This window comes from Candidatus Oscillochloris fontis (assembly GCF_004138135.1).
GTDB lineage: Bacteria > Chloroflexota > Chloroflexia > Chloroflexales > Chloroflexaceae > Oscillochloris > Oscillochloris fontis.
This window is the reverse complement of the sequence record NZ_RYFD01000047.1, coordinates 1-21738: the sequence shown is the minus strand read 5'-3', so window position 1 is coordinate 21738 and position 21738 is coordinate 1. Positions and strand designations below refer to the sequence as shown.

Genomic DNA, 21738 nt, shown 5'->3' with positions numbered 1-21738 from the left:
AGACCCAAACCTTCGCGCCTTCGCGTGAGCCTAAGGCTTTCCACCCCAAGTGTGAATAGTTACCTCACACCGGCCCCAGCGCATCGCGCAGGCTGATAATCTGCTCGGCAACCCGTTCCAACTCACTACGTACCCGTGGCTCCGTAAAGGGGAGGCCACGGAGTTGATGCCAATCCAGCATCAGGCGTTGCGCTAGGTGTGCCAGCAACGGATCGCCCGCCACAAGTGCATCAAAGCGCGCAACCCGTTGATACGCGATGGGCAAGATCAGATCGTTGCGCCCCAACTGCTGCTCACGCTGAAGAAATGCCTGCAACTCCGCCCGACACGCCGCACTCTTCAGGTAGCCCGGCGTGATGATCGGGATGAAGAGCAGCGCACGCGCAAGCGCATCATCCACCCGCTGCTGAATGTTCTGCCCCAAGCGGATTGCATCGGTATCCTGAAAGATCGTGATCGTCTCGCCGCTGAGGAACTGAAGTGTGCGGGCCAGTTCCGCCCGCAAGCGCGTGATCGCCCCACCTTCAAACTCATCATCAAAGCGGTTATAGCTCATAAAGACGAGCGGCGCAGGTTCAGTCTGTCTCACCGATGGAGAAGGAAGCGCTGCCTCCACCTCCCAGAGTACTCCGTGGGGAAGATGCGTATAGAGTACTGGCATCCACCAATCATGGTGATCCTGAATCGCCTGACGCGCCATATTCACCGCACGGGCAATGAGGCCATCGCGCAGAAGTTCCCGAAAAAAGACCCCCACGAAACGCTGGTTACTCGCCATACTGAATGTACCCTGCATCGCCAGCACCGCAGGCACCCCCGCACGGACGAGACGTGGGCCAAGCGCTGCTAGTGCATCGCTGTAGCCATCACCCGCACTCTCGCAACTAGCGAGGATGACGAGACGTGGCACACGCACACCAAGGCTTTCCAGTAGATCAGCGAGTTGGCTACCTCGACATGGAACAGCAGCATTGTTCGCATCAACGAGGTACAGGATAGGTTCACCATTGATGAGCTTCCCATGCGCCACAAGGTAGAGGATGTCATAGCCATCGCGCAGGGCATCCGCGAGACGATCCCACGTTGTGCGCGAGTTTTCGGAATCACCAAGGATGGTATGGGGTATCTGGTCTAAAGCCGCCACAACCTGAGCGATCTGCTTATCCGCATCAATAACACCGAGTGGGAATCTTGGCGTTGGAGTGGGTGCGGCCACCGCAATCAGGGCACGCAGATCGCCCTTGGGCCGTAGCGATACGCTCCGATACCCCTCACCACTCAGGTAGCGCGAGAGCCACTGGTCGCCACTACAGGCCATGGGCTTTTGCGTCACCGGTGATAGGAGCCGTTCTTCCCAGTGCAGTCTGTGCAGATCGGGCGGCACCAGCAAGCGCACATGCAGATCGTTACCAGACCCGGTGGCGGCTGCATAGAACTCACGCAACGCCTGCCCCGCTTCAGATGCAAAGAGCGACTCAAGATCCGCATCCTGCCCCACACTAACCGGAAAAGGGCCACGGCTCAGGTTACGTTCCATCAGACGCAGCGTAAGCGCATACCCCGTAGCAGTTCGGGTTAGGCTGATCTCCAGATTCTCATGCGAAGGAGGATTCATTGATTGATGGGATTTTCTATGGGGCTACGCCCCAAACATCAAACAAGATCTTCGGAGGCGACACAGACGCCCCCCCACAAAACACCACACCCCCCGCTCCCACAAGGGGAACGAGGGGTGCAGGAATGAACGCAGAAGAACTAGAAGTCCATCCCGCCCATGCCGCCGCCCGGCATCGCCGGGGCACCCGACTTCTCCTCTGGCAGGTCGGTGATCAGCGCCTCGGTGGTCAGGATCATCCCGGCAATCGAAACGGCGTTCTGTACCGCGCTGCGCGTCACCTTGACCGGGTCAATGATGCCCTGCTCGATCATGCTGCCGTACTCGCCGGTCAGCACGTTGTAGCCCAGGGTGTTGTCGCCGCTCTCGGCCTGCATACGGCGAACCGTCGCGATGATGACCGAGCCCTCCTCGCCCGCGTTGCGGGCCAGGATGCGTAGCGGCTCCTCAAGGGCGCGGCGCAGGATGGTCAGACCAACCTTCTCGTCCTCGTGAGCAACCTTGACGTTGTCCAGCGCGCTGATGGCGTTGACCAAGCTCACACCACCACCGGGGACGATGCCCTCCTCGACGGCGGCACGGGTGGCGCTCAGGGCGTCCTCCACGCGGTGCTTCTTCTCCTTCAGCTCCGGCTCGGTGGCCGCGCCGACCTTGATCACCGCCACGCCACCGGCCAGCTTGGCCAGGCGCTCCTGGAGCTTCTCGCGGTCGAAGTCGCTGGTGGTCGTCTCGATCTGAGCACGGATCTGATCGATGCGGGCGTGGATAGCCGCCTCATCGCCCTTGCCCTCAACAAAGGTGGTGTCGTCCTTGGTCGAGACAACCTTGCGGGCACGGCCCAGATCCTCGATGGTCGCGCTGTCGAGCTTGCGGCCAATCTCCTCGGATATCACGGTGCCGCCAGTCAGGATAGCGATATCCTGCAACATCGCCTTGCGGCGGTCGCCGAAGCCGGGAGCCTTGACGGCCAGCACATTGATCGTGCCGCGCAGCTTGTTGACCACCAGGGTCGCCAGCGCCTCACCATCAACATCCTCAGCCACGATCACAAAGTTCTTGGTGACCTGAAGCACCTTCTCCAGCACCGGCAGGATCTCCTGGATGCTGCTGATCTTCTTGTCGGTGATCAGGATCATTGGATCGTCCAGCTCAGACTCCTGGCGGTCAACATTGGTGACCATGTAGCCGGAGATGTAGCCACGATCAATCTGCATGCCCTCGGTGTACTCCTTCTCGAAGGCCACACCCTTGGACTCCTCAACCGTGATGACGCCGTCCTTACCGACCTTCTCCATCACCTCAGCGATCAGCTCACCAATCTCGCTGTCAGCAGCCGAGTTGGTGGCGACGTGAGCAATGTCGGCGCGGTCGCGCACGGGGGTGGCGCTGGCACGAATGGCAGCGACGAGCGCCTCAGCGCCACGGTCGAGGCCACGCTTGAGCAGCATCGCGTTAGCACCAGCGGCAACCACCTTGAGACCCTCGGTGACAATCGCCTGGGCCAATACGGTCGCGGTGGTGGTACCATCACCGGCGACATCGTTGGTCTTGGTGGCGGCCTCCTTGAGCAACTGGGCACCCATGTTCTCGAAGGGGTCCTGAAGCTCGATCTCCTTGGCGACGGTAACGCCGTCGTGGGTCACCGTGGGCGATCCGAACTTCTTGTCAATCGCCACGTTGCGACCACGCGGGCCAAGGGTGGTCTTTACTGCATCGGCGACCATATCTACGCCGCGCTTGAGCGAACGACGGGCCTCTTCGTTGAAACAGATCTGCTTAGCCATAGAGCTATCTATCCTCCAAATAACTTTCGTAGGAAGGGATACTATCAACAGGGCGCACCAACAATTATGGTGCTACACCTGGTTTAGTCCTGAATGATGCCCAGAATATCCTTCTCGGCCAAGATCAGGTACTCGACATCGTCAATCTTGACTTCGGTGCCACTGTACTTGGCGAAGATGACCTTGTCGCCAGCCTGAACCAACATGGGGATGAGCTTCCCGCTCTCATCGCGGCGACCCTCACCGGCAGCGACGATGGTGCCCTCCATGGGGCGCTCCTTGCTGGCCGTGTCGGGCAGGAAGATACCACTCCGGGTCTTCTCTTCGCGCTCAGCCGGCTTGAGCACAACACGATCACCGAGCGGCCGAATACGGAAATCCGCCATAGCTGCTATTCCTCCATTCAAGACAGGTAACTCTCTGAGAAATTCGTTAGCACTCTACAGAAAGGAGTGCTAACCGCTCACTATAGTACTCAAGGGATGGGGTTTTGTCAAGAGCCATTTTAGCACTCATGAGAAAAGAGTGCCAATTGACATGGGTTTGCATCCTCTGGGGGGCTGACGTACAATAGCCACGATGAACAATAGTGGCGCCATCTATGTTGAGCACCCTGATCACCATGCCGTCGTCAACGAACTGATACGGCAGATGGTTGCGCGTGGCTTCGCCCATGTTGATCGTGCCCCCACCGATCTCGACCCGCGCATCATGATCCCGGCCAAGCGGATACGCCACTTTCTGGTGATGCCGATGGTCGCCGACTGGGTGGTGATCTGGGAAGATCCGGGCTATTTTGCCGAACGCGCCTTAGCGCAACAGATCGCCGCCAACCTGGGCGAGCGGGCAATCTGGATCGAGGTGAGCGGCAATGGGGTCTCGTGGGCCTATGGGGTCTACAACGCTGCCGAGACGATAGACGAACAGTATAGCGAAGTCAAGGTGCCCTACTATGGTGAGTATGGTAGCATCTTCTTCGTCTTTAACCCTGAACATACTCCCGAAGAGTTCATCGCGAAGTTTAGCCTGCCCTACGACGACTACGACTATGCGCGGGTCGTCGCCGGTGATCTCCCGGTGGCATTGGGAGTAGTCGTCCACCTCGCGTTTGAGAAGTAGACGCCACAGGCTGATCTTGTGCCGTGTGATGTATGAAACATACTATTCTGATGCTGGCCTCCACCAGCTTCTTCTCCGATTATGGTAACCATGTACGCATCTGGGAAGAATCGCGGGCACTGCAAAAACGCGGCCACCGGCTCATCCTCGCCACCTACCACAATGGCGATAATATGCCCGGTCTGGACATCCGGCGCTCCTGGGATGTGCCATGGATCAAGCGTGCCGTGGTGGGTTCGTCGCGCCACAAACTCTACCTGGATGTGGGCCTCAGTTGGCGCGCTCTGCGCGTTGCGCTCAAGGAACGCCCGACGATCATCCACGCCCACACCCACGAGGCCGCCGCAATTGGGTTGCCCCTGCGCACACTCTTCCATGCCCCGCTGATCCTCGATTATCAGGGCAGCATGACCAGCGAAATGCTCGACCACGGCTTTGTGCGTAAGCAGAACCCGCTCTACCGCCTCCTCGTCGAGATCGAACATTTGATCAACCGTAAGGCCGATGCGATCATGACCAGTACCCACAACGCGGCCAATCAACTGCGCCAGGCGGGTATTGTGCCCCACGAACGCATCTATGCTGTGACCGATAGTGTGGATACCGACCGCTTCCGCCCCTATGATCGATCACCGGCGTGGCAAGCCCAGCGCATGGAACTCCGCGCCCAACTCGGTATCCCAGCGGGGCGGCATGTCATCACCTACATCGGGCTACTCGCCCCCTACCAGGGCACCAACGTCCTCATCGAAGCGGCCGCCCTTCTCGTGCGCCGCCGCCCCGATGTCCACTTCCTGATTATGGGCCACCCCGACCCACATAGCTACCGCACCTACGCCGCCTCGCTGGGGGTGGGTGATCATGTCACCCTTCCCGGTCGCATCATCTACCGCGATCTCCATAGCTACCTCGCCCTTGGCGATGTGGCCGTGGCACCCAAGATGAGCCTCACCGAAGGCAATGGTAAGATCAGTAACTATATGGCGATGGGACTACCAGTGGTTGCCTTCGAGACTCCAGTGAGCCGCGAGATCCTCGGCGATTGTGGTATTTATGCCCAGTTGGGCAGCGCCGAAGACCTCGCCGCAAAGCTCGAACTTGCCCTCGAAGATCGCGAGTTGGCGTACCACCTCGCCACGCAAGGCCGCGCTCGCGCCGTCAGCGATTTCTCATGGGAACAAGCTGCGTGTCAGATCGAGACGATCTACCAGCAGGCAATGGCGCGAAGACACAAAGGGTGCGATTGCGCATACTCTTAATATCTTTGCGCCTCTGCGTCTTTGCGTCCAGATCGGAATGCTTGGCGCAATATGAACTGTTATGCCCTCAGCGAATCTGCATCACCACCATCGCGTGGATCGACTTGGATTCCTGCGCCACTTCTACCCACGACTGGCCGCGATCATCAGAGCGCAGGATCTGCCCTGCATCAGTACCAGCCCAGCAGGTGTCCATATGATAACTAGAAGGCGCAAAGACCGTGATCGCTCCCTGAAGCGGTGTTGCCAACTGAACGGGGTGCCAATGCGCCCCACCATCATCGCTACGCAACAACTGTGTTCCCTCCGCAATCGCCGCCAATAACGTCTCCTGTTTGCCTGCCAACATCGCCAACGCCCGAGCACCCGGAGCAGGCGGATGTGAACCTGTCCATTGCGCCATACCCTGGGCAGTTGCAATCAACGGACGCGATGTCTGGCGTAAAGCTTGCAGAGCCTCAGCCTCTGCGTCAGGTGCTGGCCCCCATGTCTGAGCCGCATCCAAACTGATCAGCGCTTCACCCGCATCCAAACTCACAATCACCACCAACGCTGCATCATCACCATCCGCAGCAATAATGCCATGAACAGTCCGCTCCACCAGCGTATGCCCGATCCGCCGCCAGCGCCCGGTCAATCCAGGATCACTGTAGGTTACCAGGCCATCATCAGTACCGACATAGACGATCCCTGCCTTCGCCATAGATACTCCTGTTTGTCGTTCTTGTATGTATTGGGCGATGAGCGCGAGGGTAGCATAGCACTCTCAATGGCCCGTCGTCAATGATTAGGGATCTGCATGAAGCTGCTTGTAGAGAGAAGGCATCTCAACGTATACTAAACTTAAACATATCATCCTTCGTCCTTCCCTGTTGGAGCAATACTAGATCATGTTGGCACGGATCAAGTCTCGGCTGCAATACAAACTCATGCTTGGATTTAGCGCAGTGCTGCTCGTAGCCCTAACGCTTGTCTCGGCATATACCCAATATAGTGCCAGCGAGATGCTGCTCTCCTATACCCGTGATGAGCAACGCAATCTCACCAATGCGCGTATTGCTGTCACCCAGGGGTTACTCAATGAGATCCGTAACGATCTCCTCTTTCTTACCCGCGATCCGGCAATAGCCACCTTTATGACCAATAACAACCGGGGGGACGAGATTACCCAGCGCTTCATGCGCCTCTTGTCCCGTTCTGGATCGCGCTATCAGGGAGTATGTGTCGTTGATCATGTCGGTGCCTACCGCCTCTGTGTGGGAATACAGGATGGGCAAGCAACCCTCATTCCCAACACAAGCTACCTCCCAGCCGCCGAAGCGTTACCACCAAGTGATCTGAGCCAAGTGCGCGATATTCCACATATCTATAGCTGGACATTTACTCAACCGATACCCAATACAAATCAGAGTGAAATGGGGCCAATCGTCCGTTTTAGTTCGGCTATCTATGCCCAATCGGGAACAAACATTGGCCAGATCATCCTTGATACTTCAGCAGAATCGATATTCAACCTGCTTATTGAACCCGAACAAGGTACGCAGACCTTCATCACGGATCAAAATGGCAACTACATCCTCGGTGGTGAAGGCAATCTGCGCGATGATCGCCCACAAAGCGGGATTGAAATCCTCAATCAATACCAAGGAACCTTGATTGACCCGCCTGATTACCGCAATATGTTTAGTAACTACGCGACACTACGGTTTCCCGATCAACGGAGTAGCGCATGGATTGTGATCTATGATCGTCCAGTTGAACAGATACTTGCCCCTATTCGACAATCAATTCTCGTCAATGTCATCTTAACCATCGTCCTCCTCATCGTCGGGCTTGTGATCAGTTACCTGCTCACCCGCAGTATTGTGCGCCCGATGCGCGCCTTAGCAATGGCTGCTGAACGGGTCGGGTCGGGCGACCTCCAAACCCCGATTACGACCACTAGCCACGATGAGATCGGTGCCTTAGCCGACACCCTCGATCATACTGTTACGCGCCTCCGCACATCTATCGAGAACGCAGACATGCGCCGCCGCGAGGCCGAGACGCTCTATCGCACCGCCATTGCGCTCAATTCCACCCTCGATCTGCACCAACTCCTCAACCGCATTCTCCAGGAACTGCGCGCCGTTGTGCCCTACGACAGCTCAACCGTCCAATTGGTGCGTGACGATCACGTCGAGATCATCGGGGCATACGGATTGGCCAAGCTCGAAGAGTTGATCGGGGAGACCTTCCCACTCCATGGGCCAGGGCCAAATGCCGAGGTCGCCCGTCGGCAAGCAACGGTCATTCTCGATGATGCCCCCCAAGCATATAGTTGCTTCAACGAGGAGCCTTACCGCAACGATCCGATCCGGAGTTGGATGGGGGTGCCGCTGATCTTTGGTGAACGACTGATCGGAATGATCACTATTGATAAATACGAACCAAACTTCTACAGCCCCGAACATGCACGTATCGCCAACGCATTTGCCGCCCAAGCCGCGATTGCGCTTGAGAATGCACGCCTCTACGAAGCCATCCGTACTGAACTCGCCGAACGCCTACGCGCCGAAGATCAGTTACGACAGGCCCAGAAGATGGAAGCGGTAGGGCGGCTCGCAGGTGGAGTCTCTCACGACTTCAACAATATTCTTACGGTAATCATGGGTGAATGTGACCTGATCATGCACGAGCCGGATCTCAAACCCGATATCCGGCAAGGACTCGATCAGATCTACCAAGCTGGTATGCGCGCCTCAGCACTTACCCGTCAACTCCTCGCCTTCAGCCGTCGTCAGATCCTTCAACCGATCCAAATCAACCTAAACGAGATCATTATTCCCATCGAAAAGATGCTGCGCCGTCTGATCGGTGAGGATATCAATCTACATACCCAACTAGACCCCAACCTCAACACCATTCGTGCTGACCCCAGCCAAATCGAGCAAGTGATCCTCAATCTCTGTATCAATGCCCGTGACGCGATGCCACAGGGCGGCGAACTTGCGATCATCACCGAAAATGTCCATATCGAAGTTGAATTTGATCATGATCTCCCCACGGGCAATTACGTCCTCTTAAGCATCAGCGACACGGGCAGCGGGATTGATGCGCATATCCGTGAGCACATCTTCGAGCCATTTTTTACCACCAAACCGCGTGGCAAAGGCACCGGGTTGGGCCTTGCGACCGTTCATGGTATTGTGCAACAGAGTGGTGGAATCATTCGCTTTCAGAGCGTACTCGGTCAGGGTACCTGTTTCTCCGTCTACATACCAGTTGTCCACGAACATCCACAACGAATATCACCTGTATCACCGCATCAGATTACCTACCTCAACGCTGTCGTGTTATTGGTTGAAGATGATGAACGGGTGCGCCAATTAACCGAACAGATCCTCCGCAGTCATGGCCTGAAGGTCATCACGGCAGCGAACGGCACCGCAGCACTCCGCGTTTGTGCCGAATACCAGGATCGCATTGACCTACTCCTGACCGACATCATTATGCCAGGCGGGATCAACGGAATTCAACTTGCCGAACGAATCCGTCTGAGTCATCCGCATATCAGTATCCTCCTGATGTCGGGCTATAACGAGGAAGCCTTTACCATAACTGACACCATCAGGAGTGAGAATCTCTTCCTCCAGAAGCCCTTCACACCTGGGATATTGATCGCAAAGGTAGCCGAAAGCCTAGCCAAACAGATACCCGCCGCCCCCTAGATACCGCTGGAGAATTTGGGAGCGAGGGCATCATTCCATGAACCATGGCAACATGGGCAAGACGCCCTCGCTCCCAGGTAGGATTTCTCTAAAGGCGCTGATGAGTTGCTGGCATATGGTATACTGACCACAGAAAGAGGGCGGCGCAGAAGTCACACCGTCGGCGCTACAATCCCGGCCCCATCACGGCGAATGTGGTGGGGTTATCTTTTGGAGAAATGCTTTTCTATGGATACGTCCTACTATATCAGCCGTCTTGAGAAGCTTACGACCCGCATCAACGCCCTCAAACCACGCATTGAGCGCGCCCACCAAGCGGTACGTCGGCTTGAAACCGAGCAGGTACCCGCCGGGGCTACTGCCGCTGCCCGCGCCGCCCAACTCTCGGCGGCCCGTCTGATGGCCAACACGCTTGAAGATCGCAGCCGCCAACTACGCATCGCTGCGGCAGCCATTCGCGCCGAACTGGATAACGGATCATAGAAGTGGCGTGGGATCGCGGTCATGCCGCGCCGCCACGCCAAATTTGCACGATCCGCGAGTCTATGCTATACTGCGCCGCGTTGCGCAGGAAACATAATCCCCGATAGCTCAACGGTAGAGCATCTGACTGTTAATCAGAGGGTTCGTGGTTCGAATCCACGTCGGGGAGCCAATCTTCCAAAGGCTCAGGTGGCGTCAAGCCCCTGAGCTTTTGTCATGCCTCATGCGAAGCTGGAACATTCCCCCCGCCCCCAGCGTTCTCTATATAGAAATCCTCTAGCCCGGAGAACGACCATGCGTACCCTCAAACTCCTGACCCTCGCCCTTCTCGCCACCCTGCTCCTCACGGCGTGTGGCGGCACACAAAGCGCTGAAGCCCCACTCCCTATGGCTACCGTCGCGGCAGATACCATGACCAATACGGGTGGTGTCGCTCCCGGTGCGCCTGCCGCGCTTGAATCCTATGCCGAAGAGGACGCGGCGGCGCGCCAACCGAATGCCTCCGATCAGCCCGCCAGCCAACGTATGGTGATCAAGACCGCCTATCTCTCGATTGAAGTGCCGAAGGTTAGTGATGCTGAGACGAGTATCCGTGCGCGGGTGGAGCAACTTGGTGGCTATGTGGTCAGTGTCCAAACTAGTGGCAGTGGCGAATACCAGACCGCCTCGATCACTGTGCGTGTTCCCACAGCCCAATACAGCGCCATCATTAGCGATGTGGAAGGACTCGCCACTAAAATCCTCTCGCGCAGCCTCGGCGGCGAAGATGTCACCGAAGAGTTTGTCGATCTCGAATCGCGCCTGCGCAACCTCGAAGCCACCCGCGACCGCCTGCTCGATCTGCTCAACCAAGCCACCGATGTTGAAGATGCCATCCAGGTCAATGCCGCCCTCACCGATGTCCAAGGCCAGATTGAGGTCATCCAGGGTCGCATGAAGTACCTCAAGGATAGCGTGGCCATGGCGACCATCAGTGTAGACCTGCGCCCCGTGCCGCCCCAGCCGGTGATTGTGCCCGAAGATGGCTGGCAACCCCTGCGCATCGCCCGCCAAGCCCTCGCCGATCTCGTCGGTTTTGGCCAGGGGTTGCTCGAACTCGGGATTGTCCTACTCATCTGGACACCAGTCTGGTTACCGCTGCTCTGGTTGGGTCGCTGGGGCTGGCGTAAACTGCGCCGTAAGGCACCAACAACATAAGCGGTCTCTTAGGCACTCCTTAGCTAACCCCACATTCCCCCGGCTTGATTATGCCTATGGCAATGGCTATAATAGGGTCATTGCCATAATTTTTTGGTGCTATGATCTTCCGAGACGGTGATACCCTCCCATGCGTATGAAGTTAAGCCTCCCACGAAGAACTCTTTGTTTCGCTCATTGTGGCGGCTTCGCCGCCACAATGAGCGAAACAAGAATATCTGGGACGCAGCCCCAACTGTGGGTTTTTGGGTACCATCCCCCCCAAATATGATCGAACGATACAAAAAATGGTATGCGTGAGCGCGTTTATCGAACTGAGGCGCTGATCCTTCGCCGTAGCGATATGGCCGAAGCTGATCGCTTGCTCCTGATAGCAACCCCCAATGGCAAGGTGCGGGTGGTTGCAAAAGGCGTGCGCAAAACAACCAGTCGCCTCGCTGGGCATATCGAACTCTTTACCCACGTTAGTCTCTTGCTGGCGGTGGGGCGTAATCTTGATATCATGACCCAAAGCCAAGCGGTGAATCCCTTTACAGCACTGCGCAGCGATATTACTCGCCTTAGTTGTGCCTATTATGTCGCCGATCTCTATGATACCTTGACCGAGGAGGGTGAAGAGAGTCGCCTCATCTTCCAACTGCTTATCGAGACGTTCGCAGCACTTGATCTGAGTATCAATCCAGATTTGGTGTTACGTTCTTTTGAATTACGCCTACTCCAGATCGCGGGCTACCGCCCACATCTGCACCACTGTGCCCAGTGTGGCACGTTGCTCACCGAAGAGGCCAATCGCTTTAGCCCTGTTGTGGGTGGGGTGCTCTGTCCCAATGATCAACGATCCGATCCACGCGCCTTGCCGATGGGTGGCCCTGCCTTTCGTCTCTTACGCTACCTGCAAACCCAACCTATGAGTAGCATTGAACACCTGCACCTCTCCGCAACGGTGCGCACCGAGGTCGAAACCCTCTTACATGCCTACCTGCGGCATATACTTGAACGTGATCTGAAGTCAGTCGCGTTCCTGCATGATGTGATGCGTGGCGAATAAAGGAGTCTTGTTATGGCCTATCTCGACCAACTGCTCGGACGTGGAGAGCAGATCCTGTACATCGCCCGACAACACCTCTTTGTCCTTATTGCCAATATTTTGGCCGAATTGTCGCTGATTGCGCTCTTGGTCGCCGCAGGGGTCACCTCCAATTGGGCCTTTAAGGATAACCTGACCCCGATTGTTGGAAGCCTCACCCCCAGCAGCCTTATTCTGTTGATGTGTGTCTCGATCAGTATTATTGTGATGATCAGTGGCTTTATTGATTATCTGCGCTGGAATACTGAGCAGTATGTGATTACCGACCGCCGCGTGATCCAGGTACGTGGTATCATCAATAAGCGCGTGATCGATTCATCGTTGGAGAAGATCAACGATGTTGAACTGCGCCAAAGCCTGATCGGGCGGATGATGAACTTTGGTACGGTCGAAATCCTTACCGCCTCCGATGATGGCGTGAATGTTATGGATCGGATTGAAGATCCGCTTGAGTTTAAGAAGGCGATGTTGGACGCCAAACATAACCATGAGCGTGGCTATGGCTACCTCGATCCCCAGAATTACCCCGCAGCCCAACCACGTGCGTCAGCACCTGGCGAGATCCAGGGGATGCTTGAAGAGTTGGCGATGCTGCGTGAACGTGGTATCCTTTCGCCTGAGGAGTTTGAATCAAAGAAGCGCGAGTTGCTCAGTAGGATCTAAATTATGCAAGAAGGATCGATCTACGATCTGATCACCCAAGCGCGTGACATGATCGTAGGCCAGATGCGCGTCACACCACGGGTCGGTCTGATCCTTGGTTCGGGGTTGGGTGCCTTGGCCGATGACCTCGATGAGGCGGTGGTCATTCCCTACTCCAGCATCCCTGGTTTCCACGCCCCCAAGGTGCCCGGCCACCGTGGCGAACTGGCAATTGGCCTGCTCGCCGGTCAGCCCGTCGCTACCTTGCGCGGGCGTTTCCACTTTTATGAGGGCTATTCGATGCAGCAGGTGGCCTTCCCGGTACGGGTACTCCAGGCTATCGGCTGCACGACGCTGATCATCACCAATGCGGCCGGGGGGCTGCGCCCTGAGTGGCAGGTCGGCGATATTATGCGCATCCGCGACCAGATCTTTCTGCCGGGTCTGGCCGGGCACCACCCCTTACGCGGTTCCAATGATGATCGCCTCGGTCCGCGCTTCCCCGCCATGGTCGGAGCCTTCGATAATGATCTGGTGCCCATCGCGCAGGCAGTGGCCGCGAGCCAAGGAACACCCCTGCGCGAAGGGGTCTATTGTATGCTCTCCGGCCCGGCCTTCGAGAGCGCGGCGGAACTCCGGATGTTGCAAGGCTGGGGGGCCGATGCCGTCGGTATGTCCACCGCTCCCGAAGTGATTGTGGCGGTCCATGGCGGGATGCAGGTGCTCGGTTTCTCACTGATCACCAACTTGGCCCTGCCCGATGGTACACCTGCCAACCACGCCGAGGTTCTGGCGGCCGGCGAAGCCGCGAAACCACGCTTTTCTGCCCTGATTCGGGGCATTCTCGATCATCTCTAGGTGAAACAAAGCCTTTCGTTGACGCAAAGGCGCAAGGACGCAAAGGTTTTAATGGGGGCATATCTTGAAGGCTTTGCGTCTTGGCGTCTTTGCGTCAGAACCGGGATGCTGAAGGAGGGGACATGTCCGAGCACACGCTCACGCCGCTCAATACGATTGCCGGGTTCGATGAAGCGCTCTGCAAAAAGCTGGCCGACCAGTTCTGGATCACGTCCGCCGAAGAGTTTCATAGTGTTGTCCGCTCCAGTAACCACCAGTATGGAAGTGGACGCAAGGCGCTCGCCGTAGCCCTGGGCATGGACGAGGCTCAGGTCAAGGCGCTCGCTGATACGGTGCGGGCGACACTGCCCGCCGATACCCCCTTCTCCATCCCCGCCGATATTGAGGTCGGGGCGGGTCTGCTGATGGATGGCCTTACCGATGTGGAGGCCAGTTCCTTTGCGACGGTGGTTGATCTGCCCGATGCGGTTGAACCGCTCACCAAGCAGAAGAGTATCTCGCCCCCACACCATCAGGGCAAACGCAATACCTGTGTGGCCTTCAGTCTGGCCTCGATCATGCAGATTCTCGGTGATGACCCCACCGATCTCTCGGAGCAGTTCCTCTACTACCTCTGCAAAGAGAAGGACGGTATCCCCGGCGATGTGGGCACCAATCCGGCGCTGGCCGTCCAGTTGCTCCAGAGTGAAGGTATCTGTACCGAAACCACCTGGCCCTACCATGCTGAGCCGGATAACAGCCAACCCGGTGGCCCCAAGCCACCTGAACCGGCCTATACCGAGGCGCGCCGCCGCCGCATTACCGGTTTCACCCAGATCCCCGCCAAGGGTAGCGCGGGCGTGGCCCAGATCCAAGCCCAACTTGCCCAGGGCAAGCCCGTCATGATCGGCATGCCGATCTATGAACATTGGAGCGGTTCGACCCAGGGCACCCTGCTCGGTCGCCTGCGCTTCCCGCTCCCCGGTGAACGCCAGGCGGGTGGCCACGCGATGTGCGTCGTTGGCTACCGTAGCGATGCTACCGCGCCCGGCGGGGGCTACTTCATCGTCCGCAATAGCTGGGGCACCGATTGGGCCAAGGATAACCCCGATGGATCGGGCTATTGCCATATGCCCTACCTGTTACTCGCACGCCAGAATATGGTCGCGTTTGTGGTTGATGGAGTGGTGACCGAGACGGTTGTTCAGGAGGCTCCCAAGGCTGCCGGAGGTAAGAAGATGAGCAATGTGCGCGCCAGTGCCCGCCTGGGCAGTTCCGCCGAAGGCGGCGATAGTATGATGGCGATCTATGCCGATCTGTTGATGATCCGCGATCAGGTTAATAGTCTGGCCGAACGTCTCCAAGCCCTGCTGGGCGTTGATGAGTCAGAGAACGCCACCGAGGATGCTGCGGTGGAACCAGTCACAGCGACGGCGAAGGCTGCGGCCCCGGTCGAAGAGGGTGGCTATAAGGCACCGCTGGTCTTTATCAATACCGGGGCTAGTGAAGGCAGCGAAGAACTCTACCCCAACGGGATTGATGGCAATACCGGCCAACCGCTGCTCAAAATTGACGCTGCGACCGCTGCGCGGCTGGCTCAGGGTCTCGAACCTGAACCCGATGAGATGAAGAATCTCTACAAGAACAAGCAGATTGATGCCAGTGGCGGCCACTTCGGTACCGTCGCCGATGCCGATCAGGATAAGGTCGAGCAGGCGCGCTGGGCAGTGGTGGTGAATGCCTTAGAGAGCGTGGAGGTGCTCAAGAATCTCTGGCCGCTCATCCGCCACCGCATGCAGCAGATGGGCTACACCAAGCTCGACTATGATTTCCAGTCCAGTGATGCCAACTGTGGCGCGTGGCTCAACCGCCATAGCGATGGCGGCAAGAAGACGCTCGCCACTGCGCCCAACGAGGTGCCCCCGGTGCTGCTCGTGCGCCCCGGTGAGCGCGTCAATGCGTGGCTGGCCCGCCACGGTGTCGCCCAGGGGCCAGTTGACCCCACCCGTGGTGTCCCCTTCTACCTGATGATTGTCGCCCGCCCCGGCCCGATCAATGCCGATGATAAGGTCTTTATCCCGCTCAACTTCCAGTATGAACTCGATATCTTCTGGGGTGTGGGTCGCCTCATCTTTAGCGATGCGACCGGCCAGCACCGCCTCGATGACTACAAGACCTACGCCGAGCGTGTGGTGGCCTGGGAACAGCGCAAAGATGCCGCCTCACAGCTCAGTAAGGAGATCGCCTTCTTTGGCACTCGCCACGAGGAGGATACCTCCACCATCCGCAGTGCCGATGAATTGATTGTGCCGCTTGTGGACTGGAGCAAGACCAGTAAGATCGCGGTTGAGAAGGGCGTCACGCAAACCGTCTATCTGGCCGAGCAGGCGACGCGCAGCAACCTGGAGAAGTTGCTCACCGCCACTAAGTCCCCGGCGTTGCTCTTCACCGCCAGCCACGGCATCGGGTTGCCCCTCAGCGATAACAAACTGGTGATGCACCAGGGTGCCCTCGTAACCGCCGATTTTGGTGGCTTCGGGAGCATCAAGCGCGATCACTGGATGGCCGGTGAGGATCTCGATGGCCTGAGCAAGGCCAACGTGGAAGGTATGATCGCGTTCCTCTTTGCTTGTTACGGCGCGGGCTGCCCCCACCAGGACGAGTTCATCTTCGATGCCAACAAGAAGCGCCCGGTGATCGCGCCCTTCCCCTTCATCGCCCAACTACCCCAGCGCCTGCTCACCAAGGGTGCCTTGGCCGTGTTGGGCCATGTGGAACGCGCCTGGACCTACTCCTTCAGCGGAACTGAGGCCGGAACCACCCGCCAAGTCCAGCCCTTCCAGGATGTGCTAGGGCGCTTGTTACAGGGCAAGCCCGCCGGCAGCGCCACCGACCAGTTCAATGTCATTCAAGGTGCGCGTTCGATGACTCTGACCGAAGAGCTCGAAGCGATCACCTACGGGGCCACGGTCGAGCCATCCGTCCTCTCGCGGCTCTGGATGGCCCGCAACGATGCGCGCAACTACGCGCTGCTCGGCGATCCAGCCGTGAAGTTGGCGCTGTAATGTAGCTCCTCATGTTGACGCCAAGGCGCAAAGACGCAAAGGTTTTGTTGCAGGCTTTGCGCCTCTGCGTCTTTGCGTCAAAAACTGGAACCTAGGAGAAGTGTGAACAGTTACCACGCCACATTTATCAAAGGCTTTGCGCCTTGGCGTCTTTGCGTCAAAACCAGGATGCGAGGGGAACCCCTACGCTGTAATCCGCACAATCTGGCTACGCCGAAACGCAATCACCGCCCGCTCAGCCGCATAGCGCGACTGAGCCTTGGTCAAGATCAGGCCGTCGTAGCCATTCCGATCCAACCACCACTCCGCCACCGGTTCAGACTCCATGGGCATCCCCAGATCCTGCGCCTCAACCCGAATCTTCTTCAGTTGGCGGTTCCACGCCGCCAGATCGCAACTATACGGACGTTCCATCCGCACCCGAAAGCGATCACCCGGCCCAAAGCCGATGATGCTCTGTGGAATGATTCCGCGCAGTTGGTTCTCCAAGCGCCCCACCGGCAGCAGAATGATCCCGCGCCCACCGGGAGTTTGCGCCTGCATGGGGTTACTCATCCCGCTCTGGATGCTCGCACTCGCCAGCCGGTAGAGGCCCGCAACCTGGCTCTTACTGGCCCAGATCTGGGCTTCAGAGGCCACCATCGTCACCACCTGCTCATCATAGTCCGAGATCCGGGGAACCCGAGGTGGTGCCATGATCTGGATCTGGGGGACGGGTTGCATTGGCATGGGCAGGCCATCCGGTGCGTACCACTGCGCCGCGAGCAGCGTCATGGGCGAATCGTGGTGCGCCATGTAGCGGAAACCGCGCCGTTCACGCCCCTCCTTCCCGCGTGACTCCGCCCCGATGCGGACCCGTAACCGCAGCCCGGCCCCGCAACCGCGTGCCGGGAACCATTCAATCTCGGCACTAAAGCGGAAGATAGCGCGCCCATCGGGGCGATCCTCACTGCCATCGAGAGTCCAGCCCTTACCAACGAGGCCACTCCAGCCCCCCACCACCGCCCGCAGCGGCGCATAGATCGCCAACACCACATCCGCACCGGGTGGCTCGTCAAGCACCCATAGGCCCGGCGGCACCGCCCCGGAGGTAGGCAGGCGCACCGTGCCCCCGATCACACTCTGCTCGACCCCAGCATTGCCCAGGCGCACTGTAGGCGCACTGCGCCGCGAAGCCGGTGTGCTCGGTGGCGCAATCGCAGGCGCGGGCATGGTAGCCGCAGGCAGCGGGAGATCATGCGGGGTGACATCCCCGCCACACTCGATACAAAAACGTGGCCGCCCCGGCGGTAATGGCTGGCCACAGTGACGGCAAAACCGGGGCCAGCGGATGGCATGATCAGGTGGGTTGCTCATGGTCGCTCCGGCGATCCAGCCTGGGTATCGCCCTGACGCAAGGCAACCTGAGCCTGAAGCCGTTCCTCAGTATCGTGTAGATAGACATCGCGCAGGGGCGTGGGCAGACGGAACTCGGCCTGGCGAATATGGTGCCAGATACTCGTCATCACCGCATCCCGAACCTCAATCGCCTGATCGAAGTTGCTAACCCAGAATCGGACATCATAGGTCAAACTATACTCGCCATAGCCGTTCAAACGCACCGTTGCTGGCGGATCACGCAATACCTGCTCCACTGCATAGGTCGCAGTAAGCAAAACCTCCTTGACCGCATGCGGCGGATGCTCAGGAGCTAACACCATCGCAATATTGATCGCATGCAACGGCGAAATAATCGAATAATTGCGCACATTGGCTGCCGCCATCGTTGCATTGGGCACAATCAGATGGGTATTATTCGCATTCACCGCCCGGGTAGCACGCCAATTCATCTCGATAATGCACGTATTCTGGCCTTCAAACTCGATCCAATCACCGGGCGCAAACGGCTTTTCAATCTGAAGTGCAATACCAGCGACCACATCCTTGAGCAGATCCTGAAGGGCTAAACCGACAACCGCCGAAAGCACCGTAGAGGAGATAATCAGGGAACTGAAGGGTACGCCAAAAAAGCGGTTGATCGCAACCAGTAGCAGCGCCAAGAGCGTGACCCCACGCAGAATATCGCGCACTAACTGGGGTATCGCCACACCCTGATGGCGCAAGGTACGTTCAAAGAGCAGATCCTCGATCAGATCGAAGATCACATAACCCCATAAGAGCACCAAGATCGTCAACAAGAACTCATACGGCCAAGTGCGGCCTATCACGCCCACCGCATCAAGCAGCATGGTCATACCCAGCATGCTGGTGGCAACCAGATAGGCTGTCCCGATGCTCTGGATATGCGGCGAACGGCGTAAGAAGATGAAGAGCAGCAGCAACAGAAAAATGGCACCGAGCGCCATCGCTGCCGCAATGAGCATACTCGTCTGATCAGCGCTCATTCCCACAGGCTCAATTCCTTACAACGTACCTATTCACACTTGGGGTTAAAAACCTTCGCGCCTTCGCGTGAACAATAACGTTTCTCTTACCCCAAGTGTGAACAGGTACCTCACAACAGCAATTTGCTTCCTCACCATTATAGCGATCCATGGTATCATTTTGGCGCAATCCGAGCATACTGGAGCGATCACCATGATCCAACGCCGCGTCATGCGCCCGGCCCTGCTCCTCCTTCTCTTCGCCCTCCTCACGCTTCAGCCAGTTGCCGCCCAATCCTTACCGGCGGTGATACTGGTTGATCACGAGCGCCATCTCACACTCAATGGCCCCTTTGTTGGCCTGGGGGCCGAAGATGACAGCAATTTGCTCTGGAGTGGGCCGAACCAGGCGGCGGGGGCCAATCCTGCGTATGACACCACACATTACGTCAATCCTCGCCTGAATACGCTCGACATGCCCCTCGTGCGCAAGTTCATAGACGTGAGTTGGTTTGCCCCTACACCTGACGGTTATGACTGGGACACCCCGGCCATGCACGTGCTCTATGCCAACCTCGCGCTGCACTACCGCAACAACACCCAGGTGATGCTCACGATCTGGTCACTCCCACCCTGGCTCTCCGCCGAGGCGCCCACCTACCGCAATACCGAACGCCAACCGGCCATCGCCTTCCCCGATCCCGCCCACGAGGAAGAATGGGTCACGCTGATCATTGATCTGCTACGCCACCTCTACGGCATGGATGGATCGGGACTATACTTCAGCAACATCACCTATGTGGGTGGCCCCAACGAACTGGAGGGTATAGACGCCAGCCGTCTGGTGCGCCCCTACAGCCTGCTGCGCACCCGCCTTGCCGAGGTGGGTCTCGCGAACCGGGTGGCGCTCTTCGGCCCGGATAGCTTCGTGGAAGAACTGCTGATCGCGCATCATACCCCTGGCCTCAGCCCACTGCTGGATGTGTACGACTTCCACTACTATGCCGCCGCCCCGTTCGAGGCGGGCTTCACCGCCGCCATAGATCGCTTAGTCAACGCAACCGCCACGAGTGGCAAACAGATCTGGCTCACCGAGTTTGGCGAACTGAGCTACAAGAATGACGACTGGCGTTCGCTCCCCATCTTCGTCATCAGCGGAATGAACCACGGCCTCGCCGCCCTGCTGGTCTGGAACGTGCAAGACCAGATCTACAACACCAGCAACATGCCCGCATGGGGACTATGGGGCGTCTATGAGAGCGGCTACGCGCTCAAACCCGCCTACTACGCATGGCAGATGCTGGCCGCGCATACGCCTCGGCAGGGTACCGTCTACGGGCACCCATGTGATCGTGCGCAATGCCCCGGCTTACGCTTGGCCGTGGTAGGCGGCAGCGGTGGCGCACTGAGCATCATCGCCTACAACATGAGCGACTCCGCCTACCCGCTTGAGCTTGATCTCGGTGAACTAGAATTCCGCAGCCCGCTGGGGCGCTACACCCTTGATCCAAGCCAGCCGCTCCCCCACAGCCTCGCCATCCCACGCGAAGCCGCCCCCGCACTTAACGCGAGCATCCTGCGTGACACCCTCCCAGCGGGTGCGCTGGTGGTCTACGCCACCGACCGACCGCGCTACTATGCGTCAACGGCTCCCAAGGCGGGAGCACAATCCCGCTATTTCGGTCTCAAGTAGAACAGGAACAGCACCCATATGTTCTTCAGTGTACGCAGCCTCCCCAACCTCTTAGGTCTCTTTCGGATTATCACCACGCCACTCCTGGTGTGGCTGATTCTTGCCAACCGGCCCAGTTTCTATCTCTGGGCGATTCTGCTGCTCTTCATCATGGCACTCAGCGACATGGCCGACGGCAAAATCGCCCGCAAACTGAACGTCGTCTCACCCTTAGGCATCTTCCTCGACACCATCAGCGATAAGATCTTTGTTGCTGGGGCACTACTCCCCATGGTTGAGGCAGGCATGATCTCCAGTTGGGTCGCCTTTATCATCGTCATCCGCGAGTTTGTCATCTCCGGCCTCCGCTCCTTTGCCGCCGCCGAAGGCACCGTCATCTCTGCGGGTAAACTCGGCAAACAGAAGCTAGTCATTCAGGTGGTCGCGATCATCTGGCGGCTACTGGCGGCCAACGCGGAGGCGGGCGGCATCCTCGCGCAAGTGCCGCCCCTGGTGGGGCTGCTCAGCCTCTGGTGGCTCGCCATGGCTCTCGCCGTCACATGGACGCTGGTATCAGGGATCGAGTACCTGTGGCACGCATGGCCGCTCTTGAAGCGCAGTTGGGAGCCACGGCCCAGCCGGTAGAAATGTGTTGGTGGTGTGTGGCGGGCTTCGCCGCCACATACCTACGGAACATCCCGTAGGAACGAAGCATCGCCTGCGGATGCCCCACGGGGGTGGGTGTCCATGGTAGGCGATGCTTCGCCCCTACACGCACCAAAACAGCAAACCGGCCCGCGACGAATGTCGCGGGCCGGTTTGCTGTTTTGGTGGGGGTGCGTGGACCTAGGTTCCCAGCGGATGCTCCGCCAGTAGGATCGGCGCTGCGGTGTTTCACGACCCGG

The 21738-nt window shown here is 58.2% G+C and carries 17 protein-coding genes and 1 tRNA gene; 12 read left to right on the top strand and 6 right to left on the bottom strand.

What is annotated here, in order from left to right; translation table 11 throughout:
* Nucleotides 1–64: 64 nt before the first annotated feature.
* From EKD03_RS15135 to groES, 3 genes are all read right to left on the bottom strand, one after another.
* Nucleotides 65–1615 carry a CHAT domain-containing protein gene (locus EKD03_RS15135; protein WP_129632660.1) on the bottom strand — a complete coding sequence of 517 codons (1551 nt, stop codon included), beginning with the start codon at nt 1613–1615 and terminating at the stop codon, nt 65–67.
* 140 nt (nt 1616–1755) lie between these two features.
* Nucleotides 1756–3399: a chaperonin GroEL gene (groL, locus tag EKD03_RS15130; protein ID WP_129632657.1), complete on the bottom strand. Its 1644-nt coding sequence runs from the start codon at nt 3397–3399 to the stop codon at nt 1756–1758.
* Nucleotides 3400–3482: 83 nt separating this feature from the next.
* A complete protein-coding gene (gene groES / locus EKD03_RS15125) occupies nt 3483–3785 on the bottom strand; it encodes a co-chaperone GroES (protein ID WP_129632654.1) in 303 nt (100 codons plus the stop codon).
* Between the two features lie 193 nt (nt 3786–3978).
* On the opposite strand from groES, the gene EKD03_RS15120 reads away from it, so the two are divergent.
* Entirely contained in the window at nt 3979–4518 is a 540-nt protein-coding gene (locus EKD03_RS15120; protein WP_129632651.1) for a hypothetical protein, read from the top strand.
* A gap of 32 nt (nt 4519–4550) precedes the next feature.
* Complete coding sequence (locus tag EKD03_RS15115; protein WP_129632648.1) at nt 4551–5777, top strand: glycosyltransferase family 4 protein; 1227 nt, start codon at nt 4551–4553, stop codon at nt 5775–5777.
* Nucleotides 5778–5844: 67 nt separating this feature from the next.
* Here EKD03_RS15115 and EKD03_RS15110 read toward each other — a convergent pair whose 3' ends face one another.
* The gene (locus EKD03_RS15110; RefSeq protein ID WP_129632645.1) at nt 5845–6480 is read right to left on the bottom strand and encodes a WD40/YVTN/BNR-like repeat-containing protein; all 636 of its coding nucleotides are present in this window, start codon (nt 6478–6480) and stop codon (nt 5845–5847) included.
* Between the two features lie 187 nt (nt 6481–6667).
* On the opposite strand from EKD03_RS15110, the gene EKD03_RS15105 reads away from it, so the two are divergent.
* The 8 genes from EKD03_RS15105 to EKD03_RS15070 all read left to right on the top strand — a co-directional run bounded on the left by EKD03_RS15105 (nt 6668) and on the right by EKD03_RS15070 (nt 16798).
* On the top strand, nt 6668–9487 hold the full coding sequence (locus tag EKD03_RS15105) for an ATP-binding protein (RefSeq protein WP_129632641.1): 2820 nt from the start codon (nt 6668–6670) through the stop codon (nt 9485–9487).
* Between the two features lie 228 nt (nt 9488–9715).
* Nucleotides 9716–9970, top strand: a complete 255-nt coding sequence (locus EKD03_RS15100; protein ID WP_129632634.1) for a hypothetical protein — start codon at nt 9716–9718, stop codon at nt 9968–9970.
* Between the two features lie 97 nt (nt 9971–10067).
* Nucleotides 10068–10142, top strand: a tRNA-Asn gene (locus EKD03_RS15095).
* Between the two features lie 122 nt (nt 10143–10264).
* On the top strand, nt 10265–11167 hold the full coding sequence (locus tag EKD03_RS15090; RefSeq protein WP_129632631.1) for a DUF4349 domain-containing protein: 903 nt from the start codon (nt 10265–10267) through the stop codon (nt 11165–11167).
* A 292-nt stretch (nt 11168–11459) separates the two neighbouring features.
* Nucleotides 11460–12215 carry a DNA repair protein RecO gene (gene recO / locus EKD03_RS15085; protein WP_129632628.1) on the top strand — a complete coding sequence of 252 codons (756 nt, stop codon included), beginning with the start codon at nt 11460–11462 and terminating at the stop codon, nt 12213–12215.
* Nucleotides 12216–12227: 12 nt separating this feature from the next.
* Entirely contained in the window at nt 12228–12917 is a 690-nt protein-coding gene (locus tag EKD03_RS15080) for a PH domain-containing protein (RefSeq protein WP_129632625.1), read from the top strand.
* A 3-nt stretch (nt 12918–12920) separates the two neighbouring features.
* Nucleotides 12921–13754: a purine-nucleoside phosphorylase gene (locus EKD03_RS15075; protein ID WP_174842885.1), complete on the top strand. Its 834-nt coding sequence runs from the start codon at nt 12921–12923 to the stop codon at nt 13752–13754.
* 122 nt (nt 13755–13876) lie between these two features.
* The gene (locus EKD03_RS15070; protein ID WP_129632622.1) at nt 13877–16798 is read left to right on the top strand and encodes a C1 family peptidase; all 2922 of its coding nucleotides are present in this window, start codon (nt 13877–13879) and stop codon (nt 16796–16798) included.
* 183 nt (nt 16799–16981) lie between these two features.
* Here EKD03_RS15070 and EKD03_RS15065 read toward each other — a convergent pair whose 3' ends face one another.
* Together EKD03_RS15065 and EKD03_RS15060 are read right to left on the bottom strand one after the other, a co-directional pair.
* Nucleotides 16982–18154, bottom strand: a complete 1173-nt coding sequence (locus EKD03_RS15065) for a zinc ribbon domain-containing protein (RefSeq protein WP_129632619.1) — start codon at nt 18152–18154, stop codon at nt 16982–16984.
* The gene (locus EKD03_RS15060) at nt 18151–19182 is read right to left on the bottom strand and encodes a mechanosensitive ion channel family protein (protein WP_129632616.1); all 1032 of its coding nucleotides are present in this window, start codon (nt 19180–19182) and stop codon (nt 18151–18153) included. The genes EKD03_RS15065 and EKD03_RS15060 overlap by 4 nt, the downstream gene beginning before the upstream one ends.
* A 193-nt stretch (nt 19183–19375) precedes the next feature.
* Here EKD03_RS15060 and EKD03_RS15055 point away from each other — a divergent pair, with 193 nt between their 5' ends.
* Together EKD03_RS15055 and pgsA are read left to right on the top strand one after the other, a co-directional pair.
* Complete coding sequence (locus tag EKD03_RS15055) at nt 19376–20854, top strand: hypothetical protein (protein WP_129632614.1); 1479 nt, start codon at nt 19376–19378, stop codon at nt 20852–20854.
* Nucleotides 20855–20872: 18 nt separating this feature from the next.
* Nucleotides 20873–21478 carry a CDP-diacylglycerol--glycerol-3-phosphate 3-phosphatidyltransferase gene (pgsA, locus tag EKD03_RS15050; RefSeq protein ID WP_129632612.1) on the top strand — a complete coding sequence of 202 codons (606 nt, stop codon included), beginning with the start codon at nt 20873–20875 and terminating at the stop codon, nt 21476–21478.
* Nucleotides 21479–21738: the final 260 nt, after the last annotated feature.

Coding starts and splice junctions, on each gene's coding strand:
- EKD03_RS15135 (WP_129632660.1), bottom strand. CDS start 1,615: ATGAATCCTCCTTCGCATGAGAATCTGGAGATCAGCCTAACCCGAACT.
- groL (WP_129632657.1), bottom strand. CDS start 3,399: ATGGCTAAGCAGATCTGTTTCAACGAAGAGGCCCGTCGTTCGCTCAAG.
- groES (WP_129632654.1), bottom strand. CDS start 3,785: ATGGCGGATTTCCGTATTCGGCCGCTCGGTGATCGTGTTGTGCTCAAG.
- EKD03_RS15120 (WP_129632651.1), top strand. CDS start 3,979: ATGAACAATAGTGGCGCCATCTATGTTGAGCACCCTGATCACCATGCC.
- EKD03_RS15115 (WP_129632648.1), top strand. CDS start 4,551: ATGAAACATACTATTCTGATGCTGGCCTCCACCAGCTTCTTCTCCGAT.
- EKD03_RS15110 (WP_129632645.1), bottom strand. CDS start 6,480: ATGGCGAAGGCAGGGATCGTCTATGTCGGTACTGATGATGGCCTGGTA.
- EKD03_RS15105 (WP_129632641.1), top strand. CDS start 6,668: ATGTTGGCACGGATCAAGTCTCGGCTGCAATACAAACTCATGCTTGGA.
- EKD03_RS15100 (WP_129632634.1), top strand. CDS start 9,716: ATGGATACGTCCTACTATATCAGCCGTCTTGAGAAGCTTACGACCCGC.
- EKD03_RS15090 (WP_129632631.1), top strand. CDS start 10,265: ATGCGTACCCTCAAACTCCTGACCCTCGCCCTTCTCGCCACCCTGCTC.
- recO (WP_129632628.1), top strand. CDS start 11,460: ATGCGTGAGCGCGTTTATCGAACTGAGGCGCTGATCCTTCGCCGTAGC.
- EKD03_RS15080 (WP_129632625.1), top strand. CDS start 12,228: ATGGCCTATCTCGACCAACTGCTCGGACGTGGAGAGCAGATCCTGTAC.
- EKD03_RS15075 (WP_174842885.1), top strand. CDS start 12,921: ATGCAAGAAGGATCGATCTACGATCTGATCACCCAAGCGCGTGACATG.
- EKD03_RS15070 (WP_129632622.1), top strand. CDS start 13,877: ATGTCCGAGCACACGCTCACGCCGCTCAATACGATTGCCGGGTTCGAT.
- EKD03_RS15065 (WP_129632619.1), bottom strand. CDS start 18,154: ATGAGCAACCCACCTGATCATGCCATCCGCTGGCCCCGGTTTTGCCGT.
- EKD03_RS15060 (WP_129632616.1), bottom strand. CDS start 19,182: ATGAGCGCTGATCAGACGAGTATGCTCATTGCGGCAGCGATGGCGCTC.
- EKD03_RS15055 (WP_129632614.1), top strand. CDS start 19,376: ATGATCCAACGCCGCGTCATGCGCCCGGCCCTGCTCCTCCTTCTCTTC.
- pgsA (WP_129632612.1), top strand. CDS start 20,873: ATGTTCTTCAGTGTACGCAGCCTCCCCAACCTCTTAGGTCTCTTTCGG.